This window comes from Planctomyces sp. SH-PL62 (genome assembly GCF_001610895.1).
GTDB lineage: Bacteria > Planctomycetota > Planctomycetia > Isosphaerales > Isosphaeraceae > Paludisphaera.
On record NZ_CP011273.1, the window covers coordinates 6,232,807 to 6,256,521 of the forward strand.

Here is a 23,715-nt window from a genome sequence, read left to right on the forward strand (position 1 = left end):
ATCCCCCAACGTCGTCTCCGCCCCGGCCGGGCGGCGTCCTCGAGGGGCGATCGGGGACGCCGGCCCAGCAGGGGCTTGCGTCCGAAGGAGCTGCGGGTTTAACATTTGCCGAATGCATCTGATCGAATCCCGATCTCGGGGAGCATTCGCTGATGGGTCGAACGACGTGCGATGACGGTCGGCCGCGACGCGGTCGGGCCTGGCTGGGGATGTCGGCGGCGACGGTCTTCGCCATGATCGCGGGCCCGGCGTCCGGCGAGGAGCCGGCGGCGGCGACCGCGAAGGCGGAGCCGGCGAAGATCAGCTACGACAAGCAGGTCCGGCCGATCCTCCAGGCGAAATGCCAGGGCTGCCACCAGCCGGCGAAGGCCGGCGGCGGCTACGTGATGACGGCGTTCGACCGCCTCCTGAAGGGGGGAGAGGTCGAGGGGGCCGCGATCGCGGCGGGCAAGCCCGACGAGAGCCCGCTCCTCGAGCAGATCACGCCCCACGACGGCAAGGCCGCGATGCCTCGCAACGCCCCGCCGCTCGCCCCCGCCGACATCGAGCTCATCACGACGTGGATCGCCCAGGGCGCCGTCGACGACACGCCCGCCGGCGCCGGCTCGCGGGTCGACGCCGAGCATCCCCCCGAGTACGCCCGCGCCCCCGTCGTCCCCGCCCTGGCCTTCTCGCCCGACGGCTCGCTCCTGGCCGTCGCCGGGTTCCATGAGATCCTGCTGTGGAAGTCCGACGGCTCCGAGCTGGTCGCCCGGCTCGTCGGCCTGTCCGAGCGCGTCGACTCGCTGGCCTTCTCGCCCGACGGCTCGAGGCTGGCCGCCACCGGCGGCGACCCGGGACGGCGGGGCGAGGTCCAGGTCTGGAACGTCGCCGAGCGGAAGCTCGAACTGTCGACCTCGGTCTCGTTCGACGTGGTCTTCGGCGCGAGCTGGTCGCCCGACGGGACCAGGATCGCCTTCGGCTGCACCGACAACTCCGCCCGCGCGATCGACGCCAAGACGGGCGAGCAGGTCCTGTTCATGGGCTCGCACAGCGACTGGGCGCTGGACACCGTCTTCTCGGCCGACGGCTCGCACCTGGTCTCGGTCGGCCGCGACATGTCGGCCAAGCTCACCGAGATCGCCGAGCAGCGGTTCGTCGACAACGTCACCTCGATCACCCCCGGCGCGTTGCGGGGGGGCCTGAAGGCGCTGGCGCGGCACCCCAGTCGCGACGAGATCGTCATCGGCGGCTCCGACGGCCAGCCCAAGGTCTACCGGATCTTCCGCCAGACCGTCCGCGTCATCGGCGACGACTCGAACCTGATGCGCGAGCTCCCCTCGCTCCCCGGCCGCGTGACGAGCGTCTGCGTCTCGCCCGACGGCCTCCGCATCGCCGCGTCGAGCAGCCTCGAAGGCGTCGCGGGCGAGGTCGCCGTCTATTCCTACGAATTCAGCGACGCCTTCCCGGACGCGATCAAGGCCATCCAGGCGAAGGTGGTCACCTCCCGATCGGCCGAGGAGAACGCCGCCGTGGACGCCTACCACAAGGAAGGCGTCAAGGAGATCGCCCGGTTCAAGACGACCGCCGGCGGGCTGTACGCGACCGACTTCCGCCCCGACCGCAAGGTCCTGGCGACGGCCGGCGGCGACGGCCTCGTCCGCCTGATCGACGCCGAGACCGGCGCCCTCGTCAAGGAGTTCGTCCCCGTCCCCATCTCCGGCTCCGCCGAGGGGAACCTCGCCGCCGCCGCCGCGCCGGCCGCGCTCGCCTTGCCCGAGGAGCCCACGGCGTCCGAGGCCCTCCCCGCCGGGGCCGTCGTGTCGGCCCTGGAGGTCGAGCCCCGCGCGATCGTCCTGGACTCCCCCGCCGCCTACGCCCAGATCGTCGCGACCGCCGTCCTCGCCTCGGGCGAGACGATCGACGCGACCCGGATGGTCGACCTGAAGGTGGAAGGGAACGCCGTCGAGGTCTCGCGCGGCGGGCTCGCGAAGCCCCGCGCCGACGGCTCCGCGAAGGTCGTCCTGGCCCTCGCCGGCCGGACGGTCGAGATCCCGGCCGAGGTCCACGGCTTCGCCGCCCCGATGCGGCCCGACTTCGTCCGCGACGTCGCCCCGGTCCTCTCCCGGATGGGCTGCAACCAGGGGACCTGCCACGGCTCGGCGCAGGGCAAGAACGGCTTCAAGCTGTCGCTGCGGGGCTACGACCCGCTGTACGACGTGACCGCCTTCACCGACGACGACGCCGCCCGCCGCGTCAACCCGGCCTCCCCCGAAGACAGCCTGATGCTCGACAAGCCGACGGGCGTCGTCCCCCACGGCGGCGGCGTGCTCATGGAGCCCGGCGACGCCTATTACGAGGTCGTCCGATCCTGGATCGCCCAGGGGGCCAGGCTCGACCGGAGTTCGGCCAAGGTCGCCGCGATCGAGGTCTTCCCGCGCAACCCCGTGGTCCAGCTCCCGGGCTCGGTCCAGCAGATCCGGGTCGTCGCCACGTACCACGACGGCGGCTCCCGCGACGTGACCCGCGAGGCGTTCCTGGAGAGCGGCGACACCGAAGTGGCCGCCACCCGGGCCCACGGCCTGGTCTCGGCGATCCGCCGCGGCGAGGCCCCGATCCTCGTCCGCTACGAGGGCTCCTACGCCTCGACGACGCTCACCGTCATGGGCGACCGCACCGGCTTCGCCTGGACCCCGCCGCCGTCGTACGGCCGGATCGACGACCTGGTCGCCGCCAAGTGGGAACGGCTCAAGATCCAGCCCTCCGACCTCTGCACCGACGCCGAGTTCCTCCGCCGGGCCTCGCTCGACTTGACCGGCCTCCCCCCCTCGGCCGACGAGGTCCGGGCGTTCCTCGCCGACCCGACCGAATCGAAGGCCAAGCGCGAGGCGCTCGTCGACCGCCTGATCGGCTCGCCGGCGTTCGTCGACTACTGGACGAACAAGTGGGCCGACCTGCTCCAGGTCAATCGCAAGTTCCTGGGCGCCGAGGGCGCCGCCGCCTTCCGAGACTGGATCCGCGCGCAGGTCGCCGCCGACGCCCCCTACGACGAGTTCGCCCGCCAGATCCTCACCGCGGCCGGCTCGAACAAGGACAACCCCGCCGCCTCGTACTACAAGATCCTCCGCGATCCCGAGGCGACGATGGAGAACACCACCCAGCTCTTCCTGGGCGTCCGGTTCAACTGCAACAAGTGCCACGACCACCCCTTCGAGCGCTGGACCCAGGACCAGTACTACGAGACCGCCGCCTTCTTCGCGCAGGTGGACCTGAAGCCCGACCCCGCCGCCGGCGGCCAGACCATCGGCGGCAGCGCCGTGGAGACCCCCCGGCCGCTCTACGAGGTCGTGTCCGACTCCGGGACGACCGAGGTCATCCATGACCGGACCAAGGAGCCGACGGCCCCCAAGTTCCCGTTCGATTGCGAGCACCCCAAGGCCGAGGCCGGCTCCTCCCGCCGGGCCGAGCTGGCCTCGTGGATCTCCTCGTCCGACAACCCGTACTTCGCCCGAGGCTACGTCAACCGGCTCTGGGGCTACCTGTTCGGCGTCGGCCTCGTCGAGCCGCTCGACGACGTCCGGGCCGGCAACCCGCCCAGCAACCCCGAACTGCTCGACCACCTGACCGACGAGTTCGTGCAGGGGGGCTTCCGGGCCCGCAACATCCTGCGGCGGATCTGCACCTCGCGGACCTACCAGCTTTCGGTCGAGGCGAACCCGTTCAACGCCGACGACAAGACCAACTTCTCGCACGCCGTCGCGCGTCGGCTGCCGGCCGAGGTGCTCTACGACGCGGTGAACCTGGCGACCGGCTCGATCTCGCGGATCCCGGGGGTCCCCCCCGGCACGCGGGCCTCGGCGCTGCCGGATTCGGGCGTGGAGCTCCCCAGCGGGTTCCTCTCGGCGTTCGGCCGCCCCGTCCGCGAGAGCGCCTGCGAATGCGAGCGGTCCAGCAGCTTGCAGCTCGGGCCCGTCATGGCCCTGGTCAGCGGGCCGACCCTGGCCGACGCCCTCGCCGACCCCGACAACGCCCTGACGAAGCTCGCGGCCTCCCAGAACGACGACGCCAGGCTCGTCGCCGAGCTGTTCCTCCGCATCCTGAACCGCCCGGCGACGCCCGACGAGGTCGCCGCCGCCGCCTCCGCGTTCCAGGAGGTCGACGAGGACCACAAGCGGCTCGCCGAAGCCCTCGGCGCGAAGGAGGCGGAGTTCGCCGCCGAACGCCCCCGGATCGAGCGCGAACGGCTGGCGGCCCTCGCCGCCGCCGAGGCCGAGCTGGCCGCCTTCGACGCCGACCAGGCGCCGAAGCTCGCCGAGCGCGAGAAGGCCCGCGCCGAGAAGCTCGCGGCCGTCGAGGCCGACGCGAAGGCGTACGAGGCCCAGCTCGTCGCCAAGGTCGCCGAGTGGGAGAAGGCCAACGCCGGATCGGTCGTCGACCCCTGGGTCGCGATCGACCCCAAGGCGACGGCCGCCTCCAGCGGGGCGACCCTGGCGAAGCAGGCCGACGGCTCGATCGTCGTCACCGGGACCAACAAGAACGGCGAGCTGACGATCACCGCCGAGACCGACCTGGAAGGCGTGGCCGCCGTCCGGCTCGAAGCCCTGACCGACCCCGGCCAGCCCCGGAACGGCCCCGGCCGCGCCTCGGACGGCAACTTCGTGCTGACCGAGTTCCAGCTCTCCGCCGCCCCCAAGGCCGCGCCCGACCAGGCGAAGCCGATCGGCCTCCACGCCGCGCTCGCCGACTTCAGCCAGGGCGAGTTCGACGTCGCCAAGGCCGTCGACGGCAACCTCGACGACCAGCGCGGCTGGGCCGTCGCCCCGCGCACCGGGCTGCTCCACTGGGCGACCTTCCAGACCAGGGAGCCCGTCGGCGGCCCCGGCGGGACCGTCCTGACGTTCAAGCTCCACCACCGCTTTCAGGACGTCTGGACCCTCGGCCGGTTCCGGATCTCGATCGCCCGCAAGGCGGACGTCGGCCTGGGCCTCCCCGAGCCGCTCCGCGCCGTGCTGGCGACCGCCCCCGACGTCCGAACCCCGGCGCAGGTCGACCTGCTCCTGGGCTACCACAAGGGGATGGATCAGGGCTATCTGGACCGCCAGGCCGCCCTCGCCGCCGCCCGGGCGCCCCTCCCCGCCGACCCGGCGCGGGCCGTCCTGCAGGCCAGGGTCGAGGCCGCCCGCCAGCCCGCCGTCCCGCCGGCGGCCCTCGTCCAGCTCCGTCGCGACCTCGACATGAGCGTCCAGCAGGCCGCCTCCCGCCGCCTGACCGCCGCCCAGGACGTCGCCTGGGCCCTCATCAACAGCCCGGAATTCCTGTTCAACCACTGATACTGATTCGGAATCGATCCCCGGCGGCGTCGAATTCGAGCCTTCGGCCAAGCCGACGCCGCCGGATCTCCGCTCTCGCCCCTCGAGACGGCGTAACGGCGCGAACCCCCAAACCAGGAGCCCTCGCGATGATCATCGTCCCCGGACAGCCCGGCAAGGACTTGTGCGACCCGCAGCTCGGGACGACCCGGCGCGACATCCTGCGCGTGGGGGGTTCGGGGCTGCTGGGCGTCGGCCTCGGCACGATGCTCCAGCTCCAGGCCGCGTCGGCCCGCGCCGGCGACGTCGCGGGGGGCAAGGCCGCGCCCGGGTGGGGCCGCGCCAAGAGCATCATCATGGTCTACCTCCAGGGGGGCCCCAGCCACCTGGACCTCTGGGACCCGAAGGACGGCGTCCCGGACAACGTCCGCAGCGAGTTCAAGCGCATCCCCACCAAGGTCCCGGGGATCGACGTCACCGAGATCCTCCCCAAGCTGGCCGCGATCACCGACAAGTTCACGCTCGTCCGGTCGATGAGCTACACCCCCAACGGTTTGTTCAACCACACCGCGGCCATCTACCAGATGATGACCGGGTACACCACCGACAAGGTCAGCCCGTCGGGCCAGCTCGAGCCACCCAACGCGAAGGACTTCCCGAATTTCGGCTCGCAGATCGTCCGGCTCCGGCCGCAGACCGTGCCGATGCTGCCGTTCGTGATGCTCCCCCGCCCGCTCCAGGAGAGCAACGTCGTCGGCAAGGGGGGGACTGCCGGCTTCCTCGGCCGGGCGTTCGACCCCTACACGCTCTTCCCCGACGGCGACGACATGGACCTGACCAAGATGGACCGGATCAAGGTCGAGGACCTCCAGCTCCGGCCCGAGGTCTTCGCCCTCCGCCTCCAGCGCCGGGCCAAGCTCCGCGACGCCCTCTCCGCCGGCATGAAGGCCGTCGACGAGGCCACGGCCGACTACAAGCTCGACGAGTATTACGACCGCGCGCTGAGCCTGGTCGTGTCGGGCCGCGCCCGCGAAGCGTTCAACCTCGCCGCCGAGGACGACGCCACCCGCGACCTCTACGGCCGCAACACGTTCGGCCAGAGCTGCCTGCTGGCCCGCCGCGTGGTCGAGGCCGGCGCCAAGGTCGTCGAGGTGATCTGGCCCAAGGTCGCCAACTCCGACAACCACTCGTGGGACCACCACACCGGCCTGACCGAGCGGATGAAGAACCAGTCGGGCCCGATGCTCGACCAGGGGCTCTCCGGCCTGCTGACCGACCTGGACCGCCGCGGAATGCTCGACGAGACCCTCGTCGTCGCCGTCGGCGAGTTCGGCCGCAGCCCGCGCAAGGGGGTCAGCACCTCCGGCAACGGTAACAGCGCCGACGGCCGCGACCACTGGCCGTACTGCTACACCGCCGTCCTCGCCGGCGCCGGCATCCGTCGCGGCCACGTCCACGGCTCGTCCGACAAGACCGGCTCGGCTCCGCTGACCGACCCCGTCCACCCCGGCGAGCTGCTGGCGACCATCTACCACACCTTCGGCATCGACCCGGCCACCATGGTGATGAACCACCTGAACCAGCCCCGCGAACTGGTCAAGGCCGAGGCCGTCACCCGCCTCTTCGGTTGAGTCAGGACCCTGATCATCGCCATGTGGAGCCGCCTCATCCCCCTGGGCCTCGTCGTCCTGCTTGTGCAGGCACCCGAGCCGTCCCCCGGGCTCACGGCCGAGCTGGCGAGGCACCAGGGCGTCTGGCGGGGCGTCTCCTTCCGTCGCGACGGCAAGGAGACGCCCGAGGCGATCGTCCGCACCATCACCCGGACGGTCGACGACGACCGCGTCGTCTGGCGTCGCGACGGCAAGAGCTTCTCCGGCTCCACCATCATCCTCGACCCGGCCGCCGACCCCAGGACGATCGACGTCCTCGCCGACGGCGGCCCCGGACGCGACAAGACCGTGCGCGGCCTCTACAAGCTCGAAGGCGACGAGCTGACTATCTGCACCGCCGACCCCGACGAGCCCCGCCCCACCGCCTTCCGCGCCGACGCGGGCGACCGCTGGACCCTCATGGTCTTCAAACGCGAGAAGCCCGACGCGAAGCCCTGACCCCTCCCCCCTCCGCAACGCGTGCGCGAGGCCGAACTCCGACTCCGACGTGGACGGACCCGGCCCGCCTCACTACACTTGTAGAACGTCGCGACGCGAGGTCGAAGGTCCGGGGCGCGATCGGGGGTTTCCATGTCCTTGATTCAGAATGGGTCGATGCGATTCCTTGGGCTGGCGTCGGCGATCTGTGGGCTCGCGGGCCTCGCGTTCGGCGACGAGGCGATGGTGCGAGGGCGGGTGGTCGACGAGCGCGGCGAGCCCGTGGCGGGGGCGGCGGTCGGTTGGTTCTGGAGGGCCAATGGCTCGGGCAAGGGCCCGGACGGCCGGCCGCTCGACCTGAACGTCCCGGAGAACGTCCAGGAGTTCTGGGGGAACCTGGGGCGGATGGAACCGTCCGGCCGTGATTCCGACCAGGCCGAGAGTGGCCCAGACGGCCGATTTGCCATCCGGGCCGGGGGCCGGCGTCACGTCTTGATGGCGATGGACCGCGATCGAAAGCGAGGCGGCTGCGCCGTGCTCCCCAAAGGGGGCGAGACCGCGCCCGTCGAGATTCGCATCGGCCCGACGGCGGTGCTCCGCGGCTCGCTGAGCGTTCCCGGCGCGGGCGACGAGGCGGCATGGACTCACGTCTATCTCAACTTCCCCGAGGACCCCGTGCGTCCCCTGGCGTCAACCCGGCTCGTGAGCTGCGGCTCCTTCAAATCGAAGTTCGCGATGTCATTGCCGCCGGGCCGCTACGTCCTTCAGGGATACAACGAGACTCTCGACGCGCGGCTCGATCCGGACCGGGAGGTCGTCATCCCGCCGGGAGCGACCGAGGTGGATCTCGGCGTGCTCGCCTTATCGCGGGAACGGGCCCGGCCCGAGGCCGACTTCCGCCGATACCAGGAGTCTTCGGCCTGGATCGACGTCGAACGGCGGTTCGGCAAGCCCGCCCCCGAATGGAGCGCGACCGACGCGCGAGGAGTCCCGAAGGGAGTCCGCGTGCAGGACTTCCGGGGCAAGTGGTTGTTGATCTACTTCTGGGGATTCGAATGCGCGCCCTGCCTGGGGACCGATCTCCCCGCGCTCGCGAGGTTCTACGAAGAACGGAGGGCCGACCGCGATCGGTTCGAGGTCGTGGCCGTATGCGTCGCGGGCGAGGGAGATCCAGCCTCCATGGCCGAGGTCGATCACAAGTTGACGAACATCGTCGAGCACGCCTGGGGAGGCAAGGTCCTGCCGTTCCCGATCATCCTCGACGCTTCCTACCGCTCGATGGAGAACTTCGGCGTCGCGACGATGGGCCCCGTCCTGGTCGACCCGACCGGGAATCTGATGAAAGGGGGACGGACCGAACTGGCCGACAAGCTCGATGAGGCCGCGAAGCGGACCTCGCGGTGAGACTCGCGGGCTCCGATTCGCGACCATCGCCCGAGGGCCGGTAGGGTCGAGTCGTGGAGACGGCGCTGGGTTGCAGCCTCAGGGATCGGATCGGACGCTCAGGTCCTGGTTCATCGTCGTCTCGCCCCCCGGCTTCGTCTCGACCTCCACCGCCTTCTCGCCGTAGCGCACGGTCGCCTTGCGGCCGAGGCGGGAGCGGATCGTCGTCGAGCTGAGGCGGCCGTCCTTCCAGGCGAGGTCGACGTCGAAGCCGCCTCGGGCGCGAAGGCCGGCGACGGAGCCGGTCGGCCAGGCGGTGGGCAAGGCGGGGAGGAGATGGATCTCGCCGTCGGCCTCGTGGCTCTGAAGGAGCATCTCGGCCACGCCGGCGGGGAAGGCGAAGTTGCCGTCCATCTGGAACGGCGGATGGCTGCCGAAGAGGTTCGCATAGACGCCCCCGGGGCCGAGCCGCAAGGTCCGCTCGATGAGGGCGAAGGCGTGGTCGCCGTCGCCCAGCCGGGCCCACAGGCTGATCTTCCAGCCGGTCGACCAGCCCGTCCCCTCGTCGCTCCGCGCGATCAGCGACTTCCTCGCGGCTTCGAGCAGGTCGGGCGTCGCGCGGGTGATCTGGTTTCCGGGATACAGGCCCCAGAGGTGCGACAGATGGCGATGGTGCGGCTCGGTCTCGGCGAAGGGCTTCGACCATTCCTGAAGGCGGCCGTCGGGTCCGATCTGGAGCGGGAGCAGCTTCGCCAGGGCCGTCTCCAGCCGCTCGCGGAACGGCGCGTCGACGCCCAGGACCTTCGTCGCGGCGATGCAGTGCGTGAACAGGTCGTGGATCAGCATCAGGTCCATCGTGGCCGCCGCGCTCACGGCGGATCGTCGGCCGTCGGGCGCGAGGAACCAGTTCTCGGGCGACGTGGAAGGCGAGGTGACGAGCCGGCCGTCGCCGTCGTCCACCAGGAAATCGAGGCAGAACTCCGCCGCGCCTTTCATCAACGGATAAGCCGATTCCCTCAGGAACGCCTCGTCGCCGCCGAACGCGTAATGCTCCCAGAGGTGCTGGCAGAGCCAGGGGCCGGACATGGGCCAGAGGGCCCAACTCGCGTCGCCGTGGCCGTAGTCGCCCACGGGGGCCGACTGCCGCCAGAGGTCGACGTTGTGATGCGAGACCCAGCCGCCGCAGCCGTAGTTGACCTTCGCCGTCCTCGCGCCGTTGACCGCCAGCTCGCGGATCAGGCCGAACAGCGGCTCGTGGCACTCCGCGAGATTGGTCGACTCGGCCGGCCAGTGGTTCATCTCGGTGTTGATGTTCACCGTGTAGTTGCTGCTCCACGGGGCGCGGACCTCGTCGTTCCAGAGCCCTTGCAGGTTCGGCGGCTGGCCCCCCGGCCGGGCGCTCGCGATCAAGAGGTAGCGGCCGTACTGGAAGTGCAGGGCGACCAGGCCGGGGTCCTTCGCGCCGAACCGCTCGACCCGCCGGTCGGTCGGGACCTCCACGGCCCCGGCGCCGCCGGGCCCAGGTCGATCGCGACCCGACGGAAGAGACTCTGATGATCCTGGATATGATCGCGCAAGAGATCGTCGTACGGCCTGGCGGCGGCCTTCGCGAGCCGGCCGGCGGCGATCGGGGCGGGGTCGACGCCCGCCTTGCCCGGAGACCTGTCGAAGCCGTTGTAGCTGGTCCCGGCCGTGAGGATTAACGTCGCGGTCGTCGCGCCGATCACCTTGAGCCCGTCGTCGCCGACGACGACCTCGCCGTCGGAGAGGGCCTTGAGCCGGACCTCGAAGTTCATCCCCTCGCCCGCCTCGTCGTCGGCGTAGACCACGGGATTCGGGCGATCGTAGTAGTTCGGGTCGACGTGCGCCGGCGCCTTGCCCCGGAGGACGAGCGCGCCGTCGTCGGCGCGGATGTGGAACCGGAGTCGACTGCCGAGCTTCGCCGCGAACGTGAGCGCGCCGGGGCGGCTCGCCGCCAGCCGGACGACCAGGGCCCGGTCGACGTGCGACACGAACGCCTCACGCGTGAAATGGACGTCGTTCGCCGTGTAGGTCGTCGAGGCGACGGCCGTATCCAGGTCGAGCGAGCGACGGTAGTCGCGCGGGTCGCCCTGGCCTGCGAAGTCCAGCGTCAGGTCGCCCATCGGCAGGTACGTCTGGGTGTACGGGCCCATCATCTTCGTACCGAGCTGATGCGCGTCGGCGAACCGACCCTCGCGGATCAGCTGGCGGATCTCGGGAAGGGCCTTGAGGGCCTCGGGATTGTCACAATCCTTGGGGCCGCCCGACCAGAGCGTGGCGTCGTTGAGCTGGATGCGCTCCGACGGGACGCCGCCGTACACCATCGCGCCGAGCGAGCCGTCGCCCAGCGGCAGCGCCTCGAGCCAGGCGGCGGCGGGCCTGTCGTACCAGAGCCGGAGCGACCGATCCGGCGGCCCTGCGGCGGACGACTGGGCCCACGCATGCGCCGAGTGAAGGATCAACAGCCACGCGAACGCTTGAATGGGTCGGGCCCCGGGGGACCCGCTCCGGATGGACCTCGGCGTCATGGTTCGGTGGCCTTTCGCGCTTTGTAAAAACGGGCGAGACCGCTGGCCGATTTTTGCTCAGTCTGGATGCGAATCTGCCAAGGAATCGAGCGTACCGCAGCCCGACGGAGATCGCCACCGGGGCCCGCGCCGTGGCCTTTCGGCATCTCGACGTCGCTTTCCCCACGGATTTCTCGACGTAATCCTGAGCATCGGCCTACAATCCATTCGGCGACCTCGCTCGACGCTCCGGTTTTTCGAGGTCCGGGCGCGAGTGGTACGCCGGTTGCTCTATCAGTCGATCGTTCCTGTCTGCCAAGCCAATTCTGATCTTCCCCCCTCGGAGGCGACCATGAGCCCTAAGAAGCGTCGCAAGATTTACGGGGTCCGTCGGGAATCGAGAAGGACACGGGGCTGGACGCGGTGGTTCCAAGAGGGCATGTTCGACGCCGACTCGGCGGGAAGCATCCGACTGCGCACGGTCCTGTGGGGTCAGAAGTAACATCAGGTCCACATTCAGGAGGTTTCCGAATCTCGTCCGCTTCAGGTTAGATAAGCACGTTCGAGTCCTCCCACTTCCGTTTGCAGGAGGTTTCCGAGTCTTGTCCCCTTCGAGTAGATGAGCCTGATCGTATCCTCCACCCTCAAGACGCGGCGTCGGGCGGCCCAGGCCCCCGGCGCCGCGTTCGCATTCCCCCATCAACCTATCCTGAATCTCGCATTCGCTTTCATGCCGCCTTTTGGATCCCTCGGTAAGTCCTTGCTCGGGCGGACGCCGTCCCCTTATCCTCGGACCCGGGGCGACCGACGGCCCCGAGCGAGACGACGCGAAGGCGCGAGCGAAGGGGAAGGCATGGGACGCTTTGAGAACCAGGCGGCGACGGCCCTGACGTGGCTTTGCCTCGTCGCGGCGACGGGGATCGGGCGGGCCGACGACGAGGCGCTGCGGCCGGTCGTCGTGAATCACCGGCCGGGGCCGGAATATGCGGCCGACGCCCGCGCCTTCCAGGGCATCCCCGGCATCGAACGCTCGCCGATCGGGCGGCTCTGGGCCACCTGGTACGCCGGCGGCGACGGCGAGGGGGAGTCCAATTACGTGCTCCTGACGACGAGCGGCGACGACGGCCGGTCCTGGTCCGGGCCGAGACTGGTCGTCGATCCCCCGGGGCCGGTGCGCGCGTACGACCCTTGCCTCTGGGTCGATCCCGACGGCCGGCTCTGGCTCTTCTGGGCGCAGTCGTACCAGTGGTGGGACGGGCGATCCGGCGTCTGGGCGATCACGACCGACGAGCCCGACGTCGAGTCCCCCCGCTGGTCCCCTCCCCGCCGCCTGTGCGACGGGATCATGATGAACAAGCCGACCGTCGCCTCGGACGGCGCGTGGCTCCTCCCCGTCGCGGTCTGGGAGCGCGAGCCGACCGCCGACCCGTCGCATCGGCGCGGGTCGAGCTTGGGGAGCGGCGCCCACGTCGTCGCCTCCACCGATCGCGGCGCGAGCTGGCAGGCTCGCGGCAAGGCGATCGTCCCGGAGCGCGTGTTCGACGAGCACTCGATCGTCGAGCGCCGCGACGGCTCGCTTTGGCTGCTGGCTCGCACCGCGTTCGGCATCGGCGAGAGCACGTCGACCGACGGCGGCGCGACCTGGAGCGAGGGGAAGCGGTCCGGCCTCCGCCACGTCGACTCCCGGTTCTTCATCCGCCGGCTCCGCTCCGGACGGCTCCTCCTCGTCGCCCACGAACCGCCCGACGGCAAGAGCCGATCGCACCTGACCGCCCGGCTCTCCGACGACGACGGCCGATCCTGGACCGGCGGCCTGATGATCGACGAGCGGCCGGGCGTCTCCTACCCGGACGGCGTGCAGGCCCCGGACGGACGGATCCACCTGATCCACGACTACAACCGGACGCGCGATAAACAGATCCTGATGTCCGTCTTCACCGAAGACGACGTGGCCGCCGGCCGCGCGGCGTCGCGCGAGGCGCGGTTCCGCGTCGTCGTGGATCAGGCGACCGGGAAGCCCGCGAGGTGAGCGCGGGCCGCCGGGGTGTTTCGTCGTCGGTTCAGGTCTTCACGCCAGCAGGTCCTTGCGGATCCTGACGCCTTCCTCGACGCCGATGAGCCGCTGCTGGAGGCCCTGGAAGGGGTAGCGGAAGGTGAACGGGTCCAGGCCGAGGAGGTGGAGGATCGTCGCCTGGAGGTCGTGGACGGGGACCGGATCCTCGACGATCGAGGAGCCCAGCTCGTCGGTCGCGCCGACGGTCGCGCCGGGCTTGATCCCGCCGCCGGCGGCCCAGAGGGTGAAGCAGTGGGGGTGGTGGTCGCGGCCCAGGAACGTCGAGCCGCCCCGGGCCTCGTTCATCGAGGTCCGGCCGAACTCGCCCCCCCAGACGACGATCGTCTCGTCGAGCATGCCCCGGCGCTTGAGGTCGCGGATCAGGGCGGCGATCGGCTTATCGACGTCCTTGCACTTCTTGGGGAGTTGATGGACGATGTCGTCGCCGGCGCCGGTGCCGTGGCAGTCCCAGCCCCAGTCGAAGAGCTGGACGTAGCGGACGCCGCGCTCGACGAGGCGGCGGGCGAGGAGGCAGTTGTTGGCGAACGAGGCCGCGCCCGGCTCGGCGCCGTACTCCTCGCGGATCGAATCGGGCTCGCGGCCGACGTCCATCACGTCGGGGACCGAGGCCTGCATGCGGAAGGCCAGCTCGTACTGGCTGATCCGGGTGAGGGTCTCGGGATCGCCGTGCTCGCGGGCCTCGATCTCGTTCAGGTGGTTGATGGCGTCGAGCGTGCGGCGGCGGTCCTCGCGGGTCATCCCGTTGGGGTCGCCGACGTACAGGACCGGGTCGCCCACGGTGCGGCACTGCACGCCCTGGAAGACGCTGGGGAGGAAGCCGGTGCTCCAGAGGGCCTTGCCGCCGGTGGGGTCGGTCCCGCCGCTGATCATGACCACGAAGCCGGGGAGGTCCTCGTTCTCCGTCCCCAGCCCGTAGGTGATCCAGGAGCCCATCGCCGCGCCGCCGTTGCGCGGGGAGCCGGTGAACATGAAGAGTTCGGCCGGGGCGTGGTTGAACTCGGTGGTGACCATGGAGCGGACGACGGCCGCCTCGTCGATCACGCCGGCGGTGTGCGGCAGCAGCTCGCTCATCCACTGGCCGCTCTCGCCCCGCCTGGCGAACTTGTAGGGGGTGCCCAGCATCTTCGGCCGCCCCTTGATGAAGGCGAACCGCTGGCCCTTGAGCAGCTCCTCCGGGCAGGGCTCCATGTGGTGCTTGTTCAGGAGCGGCTTGTAGTCGAAGAGGTCTTGCTGGGGGGGGCCTCCCGACATGTGCAGATAGATGACGCTCTTGGCCTTGGCCGGGCGCTTCGGGACCGCGTTGGAGGCGTCGGCGTCCGAGAGCCCGGCCCCGAAGCCGTCGCGGCCCATCAGCGAGGCCAGGGCGATCGCCCCCAGGCCGGTCTGGGACCGCCTGAGGAACTGGCGCCGGGTCTCCGCGCGGGCGAGCCGCATGCGGAGGATCTGGTTGAGGTCGAGGTTCGCGTCGAGTCCCACGGCGTCACCCCCTGGTCAGCACGGCGTCGAGGTTCAGCAACACGTTGGCGACGGCCGTCCACGCGGCGAGGTCGGCCGGATCGAGCCCTTCCGGCAAGGGGCCGAGGGGGTCGGTCGCCAGGGCCGCGGCGGCGGCCGGGTCGCGGCGGTAGCGGTCGAGCTGCGCCGCGTGCAGGGCGACGAGCTGCGCCACCTGGTCGTCGCGGGCCGGGCGGCCGAGGCAGACTTCCAGCCCGTACCGCGACCGTTCCTCGGGCGAGCTTCCCCCTTCGCGGACGATCCGCCGGGCCAGCCCCTGCGCCGCCTCGATGTACACCGGGTCGTTGAGCGTCACCAGGGCCTGGAGCGGCGTGTTGGTGCTGACCCGCCGGACGGCGCAGACCTCGCGGCTGGGGGCGTCGAACGCGGCCATCGAGGGGTAAGGGACGGTCCGCCGCCAGAAGGTGTAGAGGCCGCGACGATAGCGGTCGACGCCCGGGCTCGTGGTCCAGGTCCGCTGGCCGTTGAACGCGGCCTGCCAGAGGCCGTCGGGCTGCACCGGGAAGACGCTCGGGCCGCCGACCTTGCGGCCGAGCAGGCCGGCGAACGCCAGCGCCTGGTCGCGCACCGACTCGGCGTCCAGCCGGACCCGAGGGGCGCGGGCGAGCAGGCGGTTCTTGGGGTCCTTCTCGATCATCTCGGGCGTCGCCTTCGACGCCTGGCGGTAGGTCGCCGACGTCACCAGGCGGCGGATCAGGCCCTTCACGTCCCAGCCCGAATCCATGAAGTCGACGGCCAGGCGGTCGAGCAGCTCGGGGTGGCTCGGCAGCTCGCCCTGGGTGCCGAAGTCCTCCTCGGTCTCGACGATCCCCGCGCCGAACAGGAGGCCCCAGGCGCGGTTCGCCGCCACGCGAGCCGTCAGCGGGTTGTCGCGGTCGACGAGCCAGCGGGCCAGCGTCAGCCGATTGATGGGCGCGCCTTCGGGGGCGGGGTGGAGGGCCTTCGGCAAGATCGGGGGAACCTCGGGACCGGGGTCGAGGAAATTGCCCTTCAGGAGAACGTGCGTCACCCGATGCTTTTCCGGGGGGAGTTCGGCCATGATCGGCAGCGTCGGCACGGCGGCGCGGGACTTCTCCTCCCTGGCGATCTCGTCGCGGAGCGTCGGGGCGGGGGGGCCGACGATCGCGTCGAGCCGGCCTTTCAGCTCGGCGAGGCGGGCGTCGACGCCGCGGAGCCGCTCGACCTCGTCGGCGGTGATCCAGGGCATGACGGGCGATTCGTCCGGGAGGTCGGCGTCGGCCGTCTGGTTGAAGATCGCGAAGGCGCCGTAGTACTCCTCATGCGAGATCGGATCGTACTTGTGCGAATGGCACTTGGCGCAGCCCATGGTCAGGCCCATCCAGGCCTGGAAGGTCACGTCCACGCGGTCCTTGATCGCGGCGATGCGGAACTCCTCGTCGTCGGTCCCCCCCTCGGTGTTGGTCATCGTATTGCGGTGGAAGGCGGTCGCGGCCCGCTGGCGATCGGTCGCGCCGGGGAGGAGGTCGCCGGCGATCTGGTCGACGGTGAACTGGTCGTAGGGGAGGTTGCGGTTGAGGGCGTCGATGAGCCAGTCGCGGTATCCCCAGATCGTGCGGAGCGGGTCGGAGCCGTATCCGGCCGAGTCGGCGTAGCGGGCCAGGTCCAGCCAGGGTCGCGCCCAGCGCTCGCCGAAGGCCGGGTCGGCGAGGTAGCGTTCGACGGCCCGCTCGTAGGCGTCGGGCGCGGGGTCCTCGGCGAACGCGCGGACCTCGTCGAGCGTCGGCGGCAGGCCGCGAAGGTCCAGGCTGACTCGCCGCAGCAGCGTGGCCCGATCGGCCTGCGGCGAGGGCTTCAGCCCCTCGCGGTCGAGCCTCGCCAGGATGAACGCGTCGAGCGCGGACCGGGGCCAGGAGGGGTCGGAGACGGCGGGGGTCGGCGGGGCCTTGGGGGGGACGAGCGCCCAGTGCTCGGCGTATTCGGCCCCCTGGGCGATCCACTTGCGGAGGGTCTCGACCTCGGCCTCCGAGAGCCTCGGGCCCGCCTTGCGCGGGGGCATGCGGAGGGTGTCGTCCTCGTCGAGGATCCGCTCCATGACGACGCTCGACTCGGGGTCGTCGGGGACGATCGCCGCGTCGCGCTCCTCGGTGGCCTTGACGGCCTCGTCGCGGAGGTCCAGTCGCAGCTCGGCGGCGCGCGTGGACTCGTCGGCGCCGTGGCAGGCGAAGCAGTTCTTCGAGAGGAGGGGTCGGACGTCCCGGTTGTAGTCGACCCGATCGTCGCCGGCCCCGGCCGCGTCCGTCGCCGCGAGCGCCGCGACCGCGATCCAGGCCGATCCGAAATACGTCGCGAATCGGTACATCGGAATTCGACTCCCGTCTCGGGCCGATCCCTCAGGGGAGGGGGCGGCCGACCAAACCGAAAGGGGCCAGGCGGTCGGGCGGGCGCGGCGGATCGCGAAGGTCCACGAGAAACCGCCGCCGACTTTGGCCATTGTGGCACGTCCGATCCCCCGGGTTCAAGCCCCGAAACCAGGGGGAGACGCCTCCAGCCTCCGTTCGTCCTCGATCTCGACGCCCTCTCGGCCCCCCCTGGATCGACGGAATCCGGCTCGTCCCGGGTCGTGGCGGATCGACGACGCGGCGTTTCCCGAATGCAACGCGGAGCGAGCGGCGACTCCAATCCGCCTCGCGGCGAGGCTTGCCGGATCCGCTCGCGGCCCCGCATGGCTGCATCGACGTAGAAAGGAGGCAGAGGGGGGAAACGGCGAGGGATGGTCCCGGGCCGCCTTCCCCGTGCCGTCTCCGAAGGAGCATCGATGCGTCGTTTCCTCCGAATCTCGGCCCTGGCCTGCCTGCTCGCCGCCGCCCCCGCCTCGCGCTCGTCGGCGGACGTGGTTTACACCCTGACCGATGCGAACCTGGTGGTGGGGAACGTCTTGCCGGCCGGGACGCTGACGGGGACGTTCACCCTGAGCGACGACCTGGCCACCCTGCTCGCGGCCGACGTCACGGCCTCGGGGGCGATCGTCAACGGATTCACCTACGCGCCGACGACCTACACGCTGGCGAACTCCGCGTTCTACACCAACAACCTGGCGAGCTATTTCCAGCTCACCCAGGGGGCGGCCCAGCTCCGGCTGATCTTCGCGACGCCCCTCTCGGCCACGGGGGCGACGGCGCTCTCGACCGGCGGCTACGAGTGGCAGGCCGCCGCGGGGAGCCGGACCACGTCCTCGGGCTCGGTCGTCGCGTCGACGGGGGCCGTGCCGGAGCCGTCGTCGCTGGTGATGGCCGCGACCGGGGTCGCGTCGGCGCTGGCCCTGGGGGGCGTCGGGCCCGACGCCGGGCCTCGGCCTGAGGGGGGCGCACCGGAAATCGGCTTTCGCGGCCCGGCGTCGCGATGGTAGGTTAGAGGGGTGTTAAACATCGCGATGCGAAGCCCGGCCGAGGCGACGACCCCGAGGCCGGGCGTTCCCGCGCCCCACGGAGGACGCCCCCCATGTCGGCTGTTGGTATGCGACTCCTCGCCGCGTCGGCCCTGATCGCGGCGGCGACGCTCGGCTCCCGGGCCGAAGCCGCCGAAGGCCCGTCCGACGCCTCGCCCGCCGACGGCAAGTCCCGGGTGGACTTCGCCCGCGAGGTCCGGCCGATCCTCTCCGACGCCTGCTTCGCCTGCCACGGCTTCGACGAGAAGGAACGCAAGGCCGGCCTGCGGCTCGACACCCACGAGGGGGCGTTCGGCAAGCTCGAATCGGGCGACGCCGCCGTCGTGCCGGGGGATCTCGAGAACAGCGGCCTGGTCTTCCGGATCGAGACCGACGACGAAGACATGCTGATGCCGCCGAAGGACTCGGGCAAGTCGCTGACGCCCGAGCAGGTGGACGTCCTCAAGCGGTGGGTCGCCGAGGGGGCCTCCTGGAGCGGCCACTGGGCGTTCGAGCCGCCGATCAAGGCCGAGGCCCCCAAAACGGCCGACGCGACCTGGGCGCGGGACCCGATCGACTCCTTCCTCCTCGCCCGGATCGAGGCCGCGGGGCTCAAGCCCTCCGCCCCCGCCGACCCGACCACCCTCCTGCGCCGGGCCTCGCTCGACCTGACCGGCCTCCCCCCCACCCCCGGGGAGGTCGACGGCTTCCTCGCCGCGGTCGCCGCGACCGGGCTCGACGCCGCCTATGAGAAGGCCGTCGACCGCCTGCTGGAATCGCCCCGATACGGCGAGCACATGGCCCGATACTGGCTCGACGCCGCCCGATACGGCGACACCCACGGCCTCCACCTCGACAACTTCCGCGAGATGTGGCCCTACCGCGACTGGGTCGTGAAGGCGTTCAACGACGACAAGCCGTTCGACGCCTTCATCGTCGAGCAACTCGCCGGCGACCTGCTGCCGAACCCCACGCCCGACCAGCTCGTCGCCACCGGCTTCAACCGCTGCCACGTCTCGACGGCCGAGGGGGGCTCGATCGACCAGGAGGTCTACACCCGCAACGTCTCCGACCAGGTGGACACCAACGGCTCGGTCTTCCTCGGCCTGACCGTCGCCTGCGCCCGCTGCCACGACCACAAGTACGACCCGATCACGCAGAAAGAGTACTACCAGTTCTTCGCCTTCTTCAACAACATCGACGGCCCGGCGATGGACGGCAACAAGTCGCGCTGGGAGCCGTTCCTGAAGACCCCCACGCCCCAGCAGGTCGAGGCTCTGGCGAAGGCCGACGCGCGGATCGCCGAGCTGAAGGCGAAGGCCGACGCCGAGTCCGCCCGGTTCGCCGCCTCGTACGACCCGAAGCTCGATGACGGGCTGTCCGAGGTCGTCGTCCGGGGCGACTACACCTGGATCGACGACGAGTTCCCGCCCGGGGCCGCCGCCTCCGGGACCGGCGAGTTCGCCGCCGCGCCCGACCACCCCGTCAAGGCCGGTCGCGCCGCGCTCCGGATCGAGGCCGCGGGCCTGACCCAGAAGGTGGTCGAGGCCGCCGGGCCCAAGCTCAAGGTCGGCAAGGGGGACGCGTTCTACGCCCACGTCTTCCTCGACCCCAAGAACCCGCCGCGCGAGGTCATGCTCCAGTGGAAGATCGGCGGCCAGTGGGCCAAGCGGGCCTTCTGGGGCGAGAACCTGATCGACTGGGGCAAGGACGCCACGACCGAACGCCTGCGCCTCGGCGACCTCCCCGCCGACGGCGAATGGGCCCGCCTGGAGATCCCCGCGGCGAAGCTCGAGATCGCCCCCGGCGCCGTGATCGAAGGCTGGGCGTTCACCCTGTTCGACGGCGTCGCCTACTTCGACGAGTCCGGCCTCCGCACCACGACGCCCCAGGAAGGCCAGAGCTACGACAACCTCACCGCCTGGGTCCGCGCCCGGCTGGCCGACGACGGCGCCGGCCTGGCCGATCCGGTCAAGGCGATCGTCAAGAAGCCCCGCGCCCAGCGGACCGAGGCCGAGCGCAAGCAGCTCCTGGACCTGTTCCTGGCCGACGGATGGGCCGAGGCGAGGAAGGTCGTCCAGCCGATCCGCGACGAGATCGCCAGGGCCGAGGCCGAGAAGAAGGCGATCGACGACGCCGTCTCCACGACCCTGATCTTCCGCGAGCGCCCGGGGGACCCCAAGCCGGCGTTCGTCCTCAACCGGGGCGAGTACGACCAGCCCAAGGACCAGGTCGGGCGGATCGTCCCCGCGTTCCTCCCCCCCCTCCCCTCGGACGCGTCGGCCGACCGCCTGGGCCTGGCCCGCTGGCTCGTCGCGCCGGAGCATCCGCTGACGGCCCGCGTGGCGGTCAACCGGTTCTGGCAGCAGCTCTTCGGGACCGGCCTGGTGAAGACGTCCGAGGACTTCGGCGCCCAGGGCGAGCCCCCCAGCCATCCCGAGCTGCTGGACTGGCTGTCGGTGACGTTCCGCGAGGAAGGCTGGGACGTCAAGCGGCTGATGAAGCGGCTGGCGACCACGGCCGCCTATCGCCAGACCTCGAAGGCGACGCCGGAGGGGCTCGCCAGGGACCCCGACAACCGCCTCCTGGCCCGGGGCCCTCGGTTCCGACTGGACGCGGAGACCCTCCGCGACCAGGCGTTCTTCACCGCCGGCGTCCTCGTCGAGAAGATGGGCGGGCCGAGCGTCAAGCCCCCCCAGCCGTCGGGGCTGTGGGAGGCCGTCGCCTACGTGGGCAGCGACACCGGGATCTTCAAGGCCGACGAGGGGGTCGACAAGGTCCACCGCCGGAGCCTCTACACCTTCTGGAAGCGGACCGCCCCGCCACCGCAGATGTCCACTTTCGACGCCCCCTCCCGCGAGTCGTGCCAGGTCCGCCGCGAGCGCACCAACACCCCGCTCCAGGCGCTCCTGCTGCTCAACGAGCCCCAGTACGTGGAGGCCTCCCGGGCCCTGGCCGAGCGGGCCCTGCGCGAGGGGGGCTCGACGACCGAGGAGCGGCTGGCGTTCATGTTCCGGGTGGCGACCGCCCGCACGCCCGACCCCGCCGACCTCGCCGAGCTCTCGGCGGCGTTGAAGGACTTCTCGGCCCACTACGCCGACAGGCCCGACGACGCCAGGGCCCTGATCGAAGGGGGCGCGACCCGGCCCGACCCGGCCCTCGCCCCGGTCGACCTGGCCCCCTGGACCATGATCGGCAACATCATCCTGAACCTGGACGAAGTCATCACCCGGGGCTGACCCGGACCGACCCGAGACGCCCGGCCCCGAGGAGAATCCCCCGATGGACCCGATCCGCGAACGCGCCGCCGTCCAGACCCGCCGGAGCTTCTTCGGCCGCGCCGGGGCCCTGAGCTTCGGCGCCGCCGCCCTGGCCGACCTGCTCGCCCGCGAGGGGATCGCCGGCCCGGCCGGGCCGCGCCGGGGGTCGCCGTCGGCGGCCTCCCCGGCCTCCCCCACTTCGCCCCCAAGGCCAAGCGGGCGATCTACCTGCACATGAACGGCGGCCCGTCGCAGATCGACCTCTTCGACTACAAGCCGAAGATGGACGAGCAGTTCGACAAGGACCTGCCCGAATCCATCCGCCAGGGCCAGCGACTCACCACGATGACCAGCGGCCAGGCGCGGTTCCCGATCGCGCCCTCGCGGTACAAGTTCGCCCGGCACGGCCAGTCCGGCATGTGGGTGAGCGAGCTGCTCCCCTGGACGGCCAAGATCGTCGACGAGATCGCCATGATCAAGACGACCTGGACCGAGGCGATCAACCACGACCCGGCCGTCACCTACATTTGCACCGGCAATCAGCTCCCCGGCCGCGCCAGCCTGGGCTCCTGGCTGAGCTACGGCCTGGGGACGCTCAACCAGGACCTGCCGTCGTTCGTCGTGATGACGCCGTCGTGGTTCAGCAAGGCGTCGCCCCAGGCGATCTACAACCGCCTCTGGAGCGCGGGGTTCCTCCCCAGCAAGTACCAGGGGGTCGCCCTGCGGGCGGCGGGGGACCCGGTCCTCTTCCTGTCGAACCCCGGCGGCGTCGACGCGAGCGTCCGCCGCCGCTCGCTGGACGCCATCAACCGCCTGAACCAGAAGGAATACGAGACCTTCGCCGATCCCGAGACCCAGGCCCGGATCGCCCAGTACGAGATGGCCTTCCGGATGCAGTCCAGCGTCCCCGACATGGCCGACATCTCCAACGAGCCCAAGCACATCCTGGACATGTACGGCCCCGAGGTCCACAAGCCCGGCACCTTCGCCCGATGCGCCCTGCTCGCCCGCCGGCTGGCCGAGCGCGACGTCCGATTCGTGCAGATCTTCCACCGGGGCTGGGACCAGCACGGCAACCTCGCCCACGACCTCCCCGGCCAGTGCAAGGACGTCGACCAGGCGACCTACGCGCTGATCACCGACCTCAAGGCCCGCGGCCTGCTCGACGACACCCTGGTCATCTGGGGCGGCGAGTTCGGCCGGACGGTCTACTGCCAGGGCCCCCTCTCCCGCGAGAACTACGGCCGCGACCATCATCCCAAGTGCTTCCCCGTCTGGATGGCCGGCGGCGGCGTCAAGAAGGGCGTGGTCCACGGCGAGACCGACGACTTCAGCTACAACGTCGTCGAGAACCCGGTCCACATCCACGACATGAACGCCACGATCCTCCACTGCATGGGCATCGACCACCGCCGCCTGACCTTCAAGTCCCAGGGCCTCGACATGCGCCTGACCGGCGTCCTCGAACAGAACCCGGTCCAGGCCATCCTGGCCTGAGCCGAGCCCGGAGCGGGCGGAGGGCGACGACGATGGCGACCTCGATCCTCGATCGGCGGCCCCCCGGCGCGGGGGCCGCCGCCGACGCGGCGACCTTGCTTGCGGTCCCGGCCGACGTCCGCCTCAAGGTCGACGCCGACGGCTTCGCCGCGCTCTGCGCCGCCAACCGCGACCTCCGCCTCGAACGCGACGCCGACGGAGCCCTCCTCGCCATGACCCCCGCATCGTCCGAAGGCGGCGGCCGCAATATGACGCTGGGGGCCCGGCTGTGGCTCTGGAACGAGGCCGCCGGGCTCGGGATGGTCTTCGACTCGTCGGCGGGGTTCACGATGCCCGACGGCTCGGTCCGCTCGCCCGACGTCTCCTGGATCGCCCGCGAGCGCTGGGAGCGGGTCCCGGCCGACGACCGCCGCCGGTTCGCGCACATCGTCCCCGACTTCGTCGTCGAGCTTCGCTCCCCCAGCGACTCGATCGACCTCCTCCGCGCCAAGATGGCCGCCTACCTCGCCCACGGCGTCCGGCTCGGCTGGCTCATCGACCCCGAGACGCAGGCCGTCGAGATTTACCGCCCCGGCCGCGACCCCGAGACCCTCGCCAAGCCCGCCGCCCTCTCCGGCGAGGAGGTCCTCCCCGGCCTCACGCTCGACCTCAAGGGCGTCCTCTTCGACTGAGCTTCGAACGAACGAAGGCCGCGCGGG

Annotated in this window: 14 protein-coding genes; 10 read left to right on the forward strand and 4 right to left on the reverse strand. The window is 71.1% G+C overall.

Annotated features, from left to right (window positions below; genetic code table 11):
* The first annotated feature begins 152 nt into the window (after positions 1 to 152).
* The 4 genes from VT85_RS24370 to VT85_RS24385 all read left to right on the forward strand — a co-directional run bounded on the left by VT85_RS24370 (position 153) and on the right by VT85_RS24385 (position 8,779).
* Positions 153 to 5,309, forward strand: coding sequence for a DUF1549 domain-containing protein (locus VT85_RS24370; RefSeq protein ID WP_068420755.1), 5,157 nt, complete (start codon positions 153 to 155; stop codon positions 5,307 to 5,309).
* Between the two features lie 128 nt (positions 5,310 to 5,437).
* The gene (locus VT85_RS24375; protein WP_068420757.1) at positions 5,438 to 6,919 is read left to right on the forward strand and encodes a DUF1501 domain-containing protein; all 1,482 of its coding nucleotides are present in this window, start codon (positions 5,438 to 5,440) and stop codon (positions 6,917 to 6,919) included.
* Positions 6,920 to 6,940: 21 nt separating this feature from the next.
* Complete coding sequence (locus VT85_RS24380; protein ID WP_068420759.1) at positions 6,941 to 7,396, forward strand: TIGR03067 domain-containing protein; 456 nt, start codon at positions 6,941 to 6,943, stop codon at positions 7,394 to 7,396.
* Between the two features lie 156 nt (positions 7,397 to 7,552).
* Positions 7,553 to 8,779, forward strand: coding sequence for a TlpA disulfide reductase family protein (locus VT85_RS24385; protein WP_068420762.1), 1,227 nt, complete (start codon positions 7,553 to 7,555; stop codon positions 8,777 to 8,779).
* A gap of 78 nt (positions 8,780 to 8,857) precedes the next feature.
* On the opposite strand, the gene VT85_RS28020 is transcribed toward VT85_RS24385, so the two are convergent.
* Together VT85_RS28020 and VT85_RS28025 are read right to left on the reverse strand one after the other, a co-directional pair.
* Complete coding sequence (locus VT85_RS28020; RefSeq protein WP_068420763.1) at positions 8,858 to 10,258, reverse strand: glycosyl hydrolase family 95 catalytic domain-containing protein; 1,401 nt, start codon at positions 10,256 to 10,258, stop codon at positions 8,858 to 8,860.
* Positions 10,165 to 11,241 carry a glycoside hydrolase N-terminal domain-containing protein gene (locus tag VT85_RS28025; RefSeq protein WP_197490989.1) on the reverse strand — a complete coding sequence of 359 codons (1,077 nt, stop codon included), beginning with the start codon at positions 11,239 to 11,241 and terminating at the stop codon, positions 10,165 to 10,167. The genes VT85_RS28020 and VT85_RS28025 overlap by 94 nt, the downstream gene beginning before the upstream one ends.
* Positions 11,242 to 12,139: 898 nt before the next feature.
* Here VT85_RS28025 and VT85_RS24400 point away from each other — a divergent pair.
* Positions 12,140 to 13,315, forward strand: a complete 1,176-nt coding sequence (locus VT85_RS24400; RefSeq protein WP_068420767.1) for a sialidase family protein — start codon at positions 12,140 to 12,142, stop codon at positions 13,313 to 13,315.
* A 39-nt stretch (positions 13,316 to 13,354) separates the two neighbouring features.
* Here the strand turns inward: VT85_RS24400 and VT85_RS24405 are convergent, their stop codons facing one another.
* Both VT85_RS24405 and VT85_RS24410 read right to left on the reverse strand, forming a co-directional pair.
* Positions 13,355 to 14,794 (reverse strand): DUF1501 domain-containing protein, encoded by a 1,440-nt coding sequence (locus VT85_RS24405; RefSeq protein WP_068422599.1) that lies wholly within the window; start codon positions 14,792 to 14,794, stop codon positions 13,355 to 13,357.
* A 46-nt stretch (positions 14,795 to 14,840) separates the two neighbouring features.
* Positions 14,841 to 17,195: a PSD1 and planctomycete cytochrome C domain-containing protein gene (locus VT85_RS24410; protein ID WP_068420770.1), complete on the reverse strand. Its 2,355-nt coding sequence runs from the start codon at positions 17,193 to 17,195 to the stop codon at positions 14,841 to 14,843.
* A gap of 456 nt (positions 17,196 to 17,651) precedes the next feature.
* On the opposite strand from VT85_RS24410, the gene VT85_RS24415 reads away from it, so the two are divergent.
* The 5 genes from VT85_RS24415 (at position 17,652) to VT85_RS24430 (ending at position 23,688) form a co-directional block, all read left to right on the forward strand.
* Positions 17,652 to 18,242, forward strand: a complete 591-nt coding sequence (locus VT85_RS24415; protein WP_068420772.1) for a hypothetical protein — start codon at positions 17,652 to 17,654, stop codon at positions 18,240 to 18,242.
* Positions 18,243 to 18,334: 92 nt separating this feature from the next.
* On the forward strand, positions 18,335 to 21,499 hold the full coding sequence (locus VT85_RS24420; protein ID WP_082858873.1) for a PSD1 and planctomycete cytochrome C domain-containing protein: 3,165 nt from the start codon (positions 18,335 to 18,337) through the stop codon (positions 21,497 to 21,499).
* A 43-nt stretch (positions 21,500 to 21,542) separates the two neighbouring features.
* Positions 21,543 to 21,758 carry a hypothetical protein gene (locus VT85_RS29895; protein WP_156513074.1) on the forward strand — a complete coding sequence of 72 codons (216 nt, stop codon included), beginning with the start codon at positions 21,543 to 21,545 and terminating at the stop codon, positions 21,756 to 21,758.
* Entirely contained in the window at positions 21,755 to 23,017 is a 1,263-nt protein-coding gene (locus VT85_RS24425) for a DUF1501 domain-containing protein (RefSeq protein WP_315850934.1), read from the forward strand. Before VT85_RS29895 ends, VT85_RS24425 begins: the two co-directional genes overlap by 4 nt.
* A 32-nt stretch (positions 23,018 to 23,049) precedes the next feature.
* Positions 23,050 to 23,688, forward strand: coding sequence for a Uma2 family endonuclease (locus VT85_RS24430; protein ID WP_068420776.1), 639 nt, complete (start codon positions 23,050 to 23,052; stop codon positions 23,686 to 23,688).
* Positions 23,689 to 23,715 lie beyond the last annotated feature (27 nt).

Coding starts and splice junctions, on each gene's coding strand:
- VT85_RS24370 (WP_068420755.1), top strand. CDS start 153: ATGGGTCGAACGACGTGCGATGACGGTCGGCCGCGACGCGGTCGGGCC.
- VT85_RS24375 (WP_068420757.1), top strand. CDS start 5,438: ATGATCATCGTCCCCGGACAGCCCGGCAAGGACTTGTGCGACCCGCAG.
- VT85_RS24380 (WP_068420759.1), top strand. CDS start 6,941: ATGTGGAGCCGCCTCATCCCCCTGGGCCTCGTCGTCCTGCTTGTGCAG.
- VT85_RS24385 (WP_068420762.1), top strand. CDS start 7,553: ATGCGATTCCTTGGGCTGGCGTCGGCGATCTGTGGGCTCGCGGGCCTC.
- VT85_RS24400 (WP_068420767.1), top strand. CDS start 12,140: ATGGGACGCTTTGAGAACCAGGCGGCGACGGCCCTGACGTGGCTTTGC.
- VT85_RS24405 (WP_068422599.1), bottom strand. CDS start 14,794: ATGCGGCTCGCCCGCGCGGAGACCCGGCGCCAGTTCCTCAGGCGGTCC.
- VT85_RS24410 (WP_068420770.1), bottom strand. CDS start 17,195: ATGTACCGATTCGCGACGTATTTCGGATCGGCCTGGATCGCGGTCGCG.
- VT85_RS24415 (WP_068420772.1), top strand. CDS start 17,652: ATGCGTCGTTTCCTCCGAATCTCGGCCCTGGCCTGCCTGCTCGCCGCC.
- VT85_RS24420 (WP_082858873.1), top strand. CDS start 18,335: ATGTCGGCTGTTGGTATGCGACTCCTCGCCGCGTCGGCCCTGATCGCG.
- VT85_RS29895 (WP_156513074.1), top strand. CDS start 21,543: ATGGACCCGATCCGCGAACGCGCCGCCGTCCAGACCCGCCGGAGCTTC.
- VT85_RS24425 (WP_315850934.1), top strand. CDS start 21,755: ATGAACGGCGGCCCGTCGCAGATCGACCTCTTCGACTACAAGCCGAAG.
- VT85_RS24430 (WP_068420776.1), top strand. CDS start 23,050: ATGGCGACCTCGATCCTCGATCGGCGGCCCCCCGGCGCGGGGGCCGCC.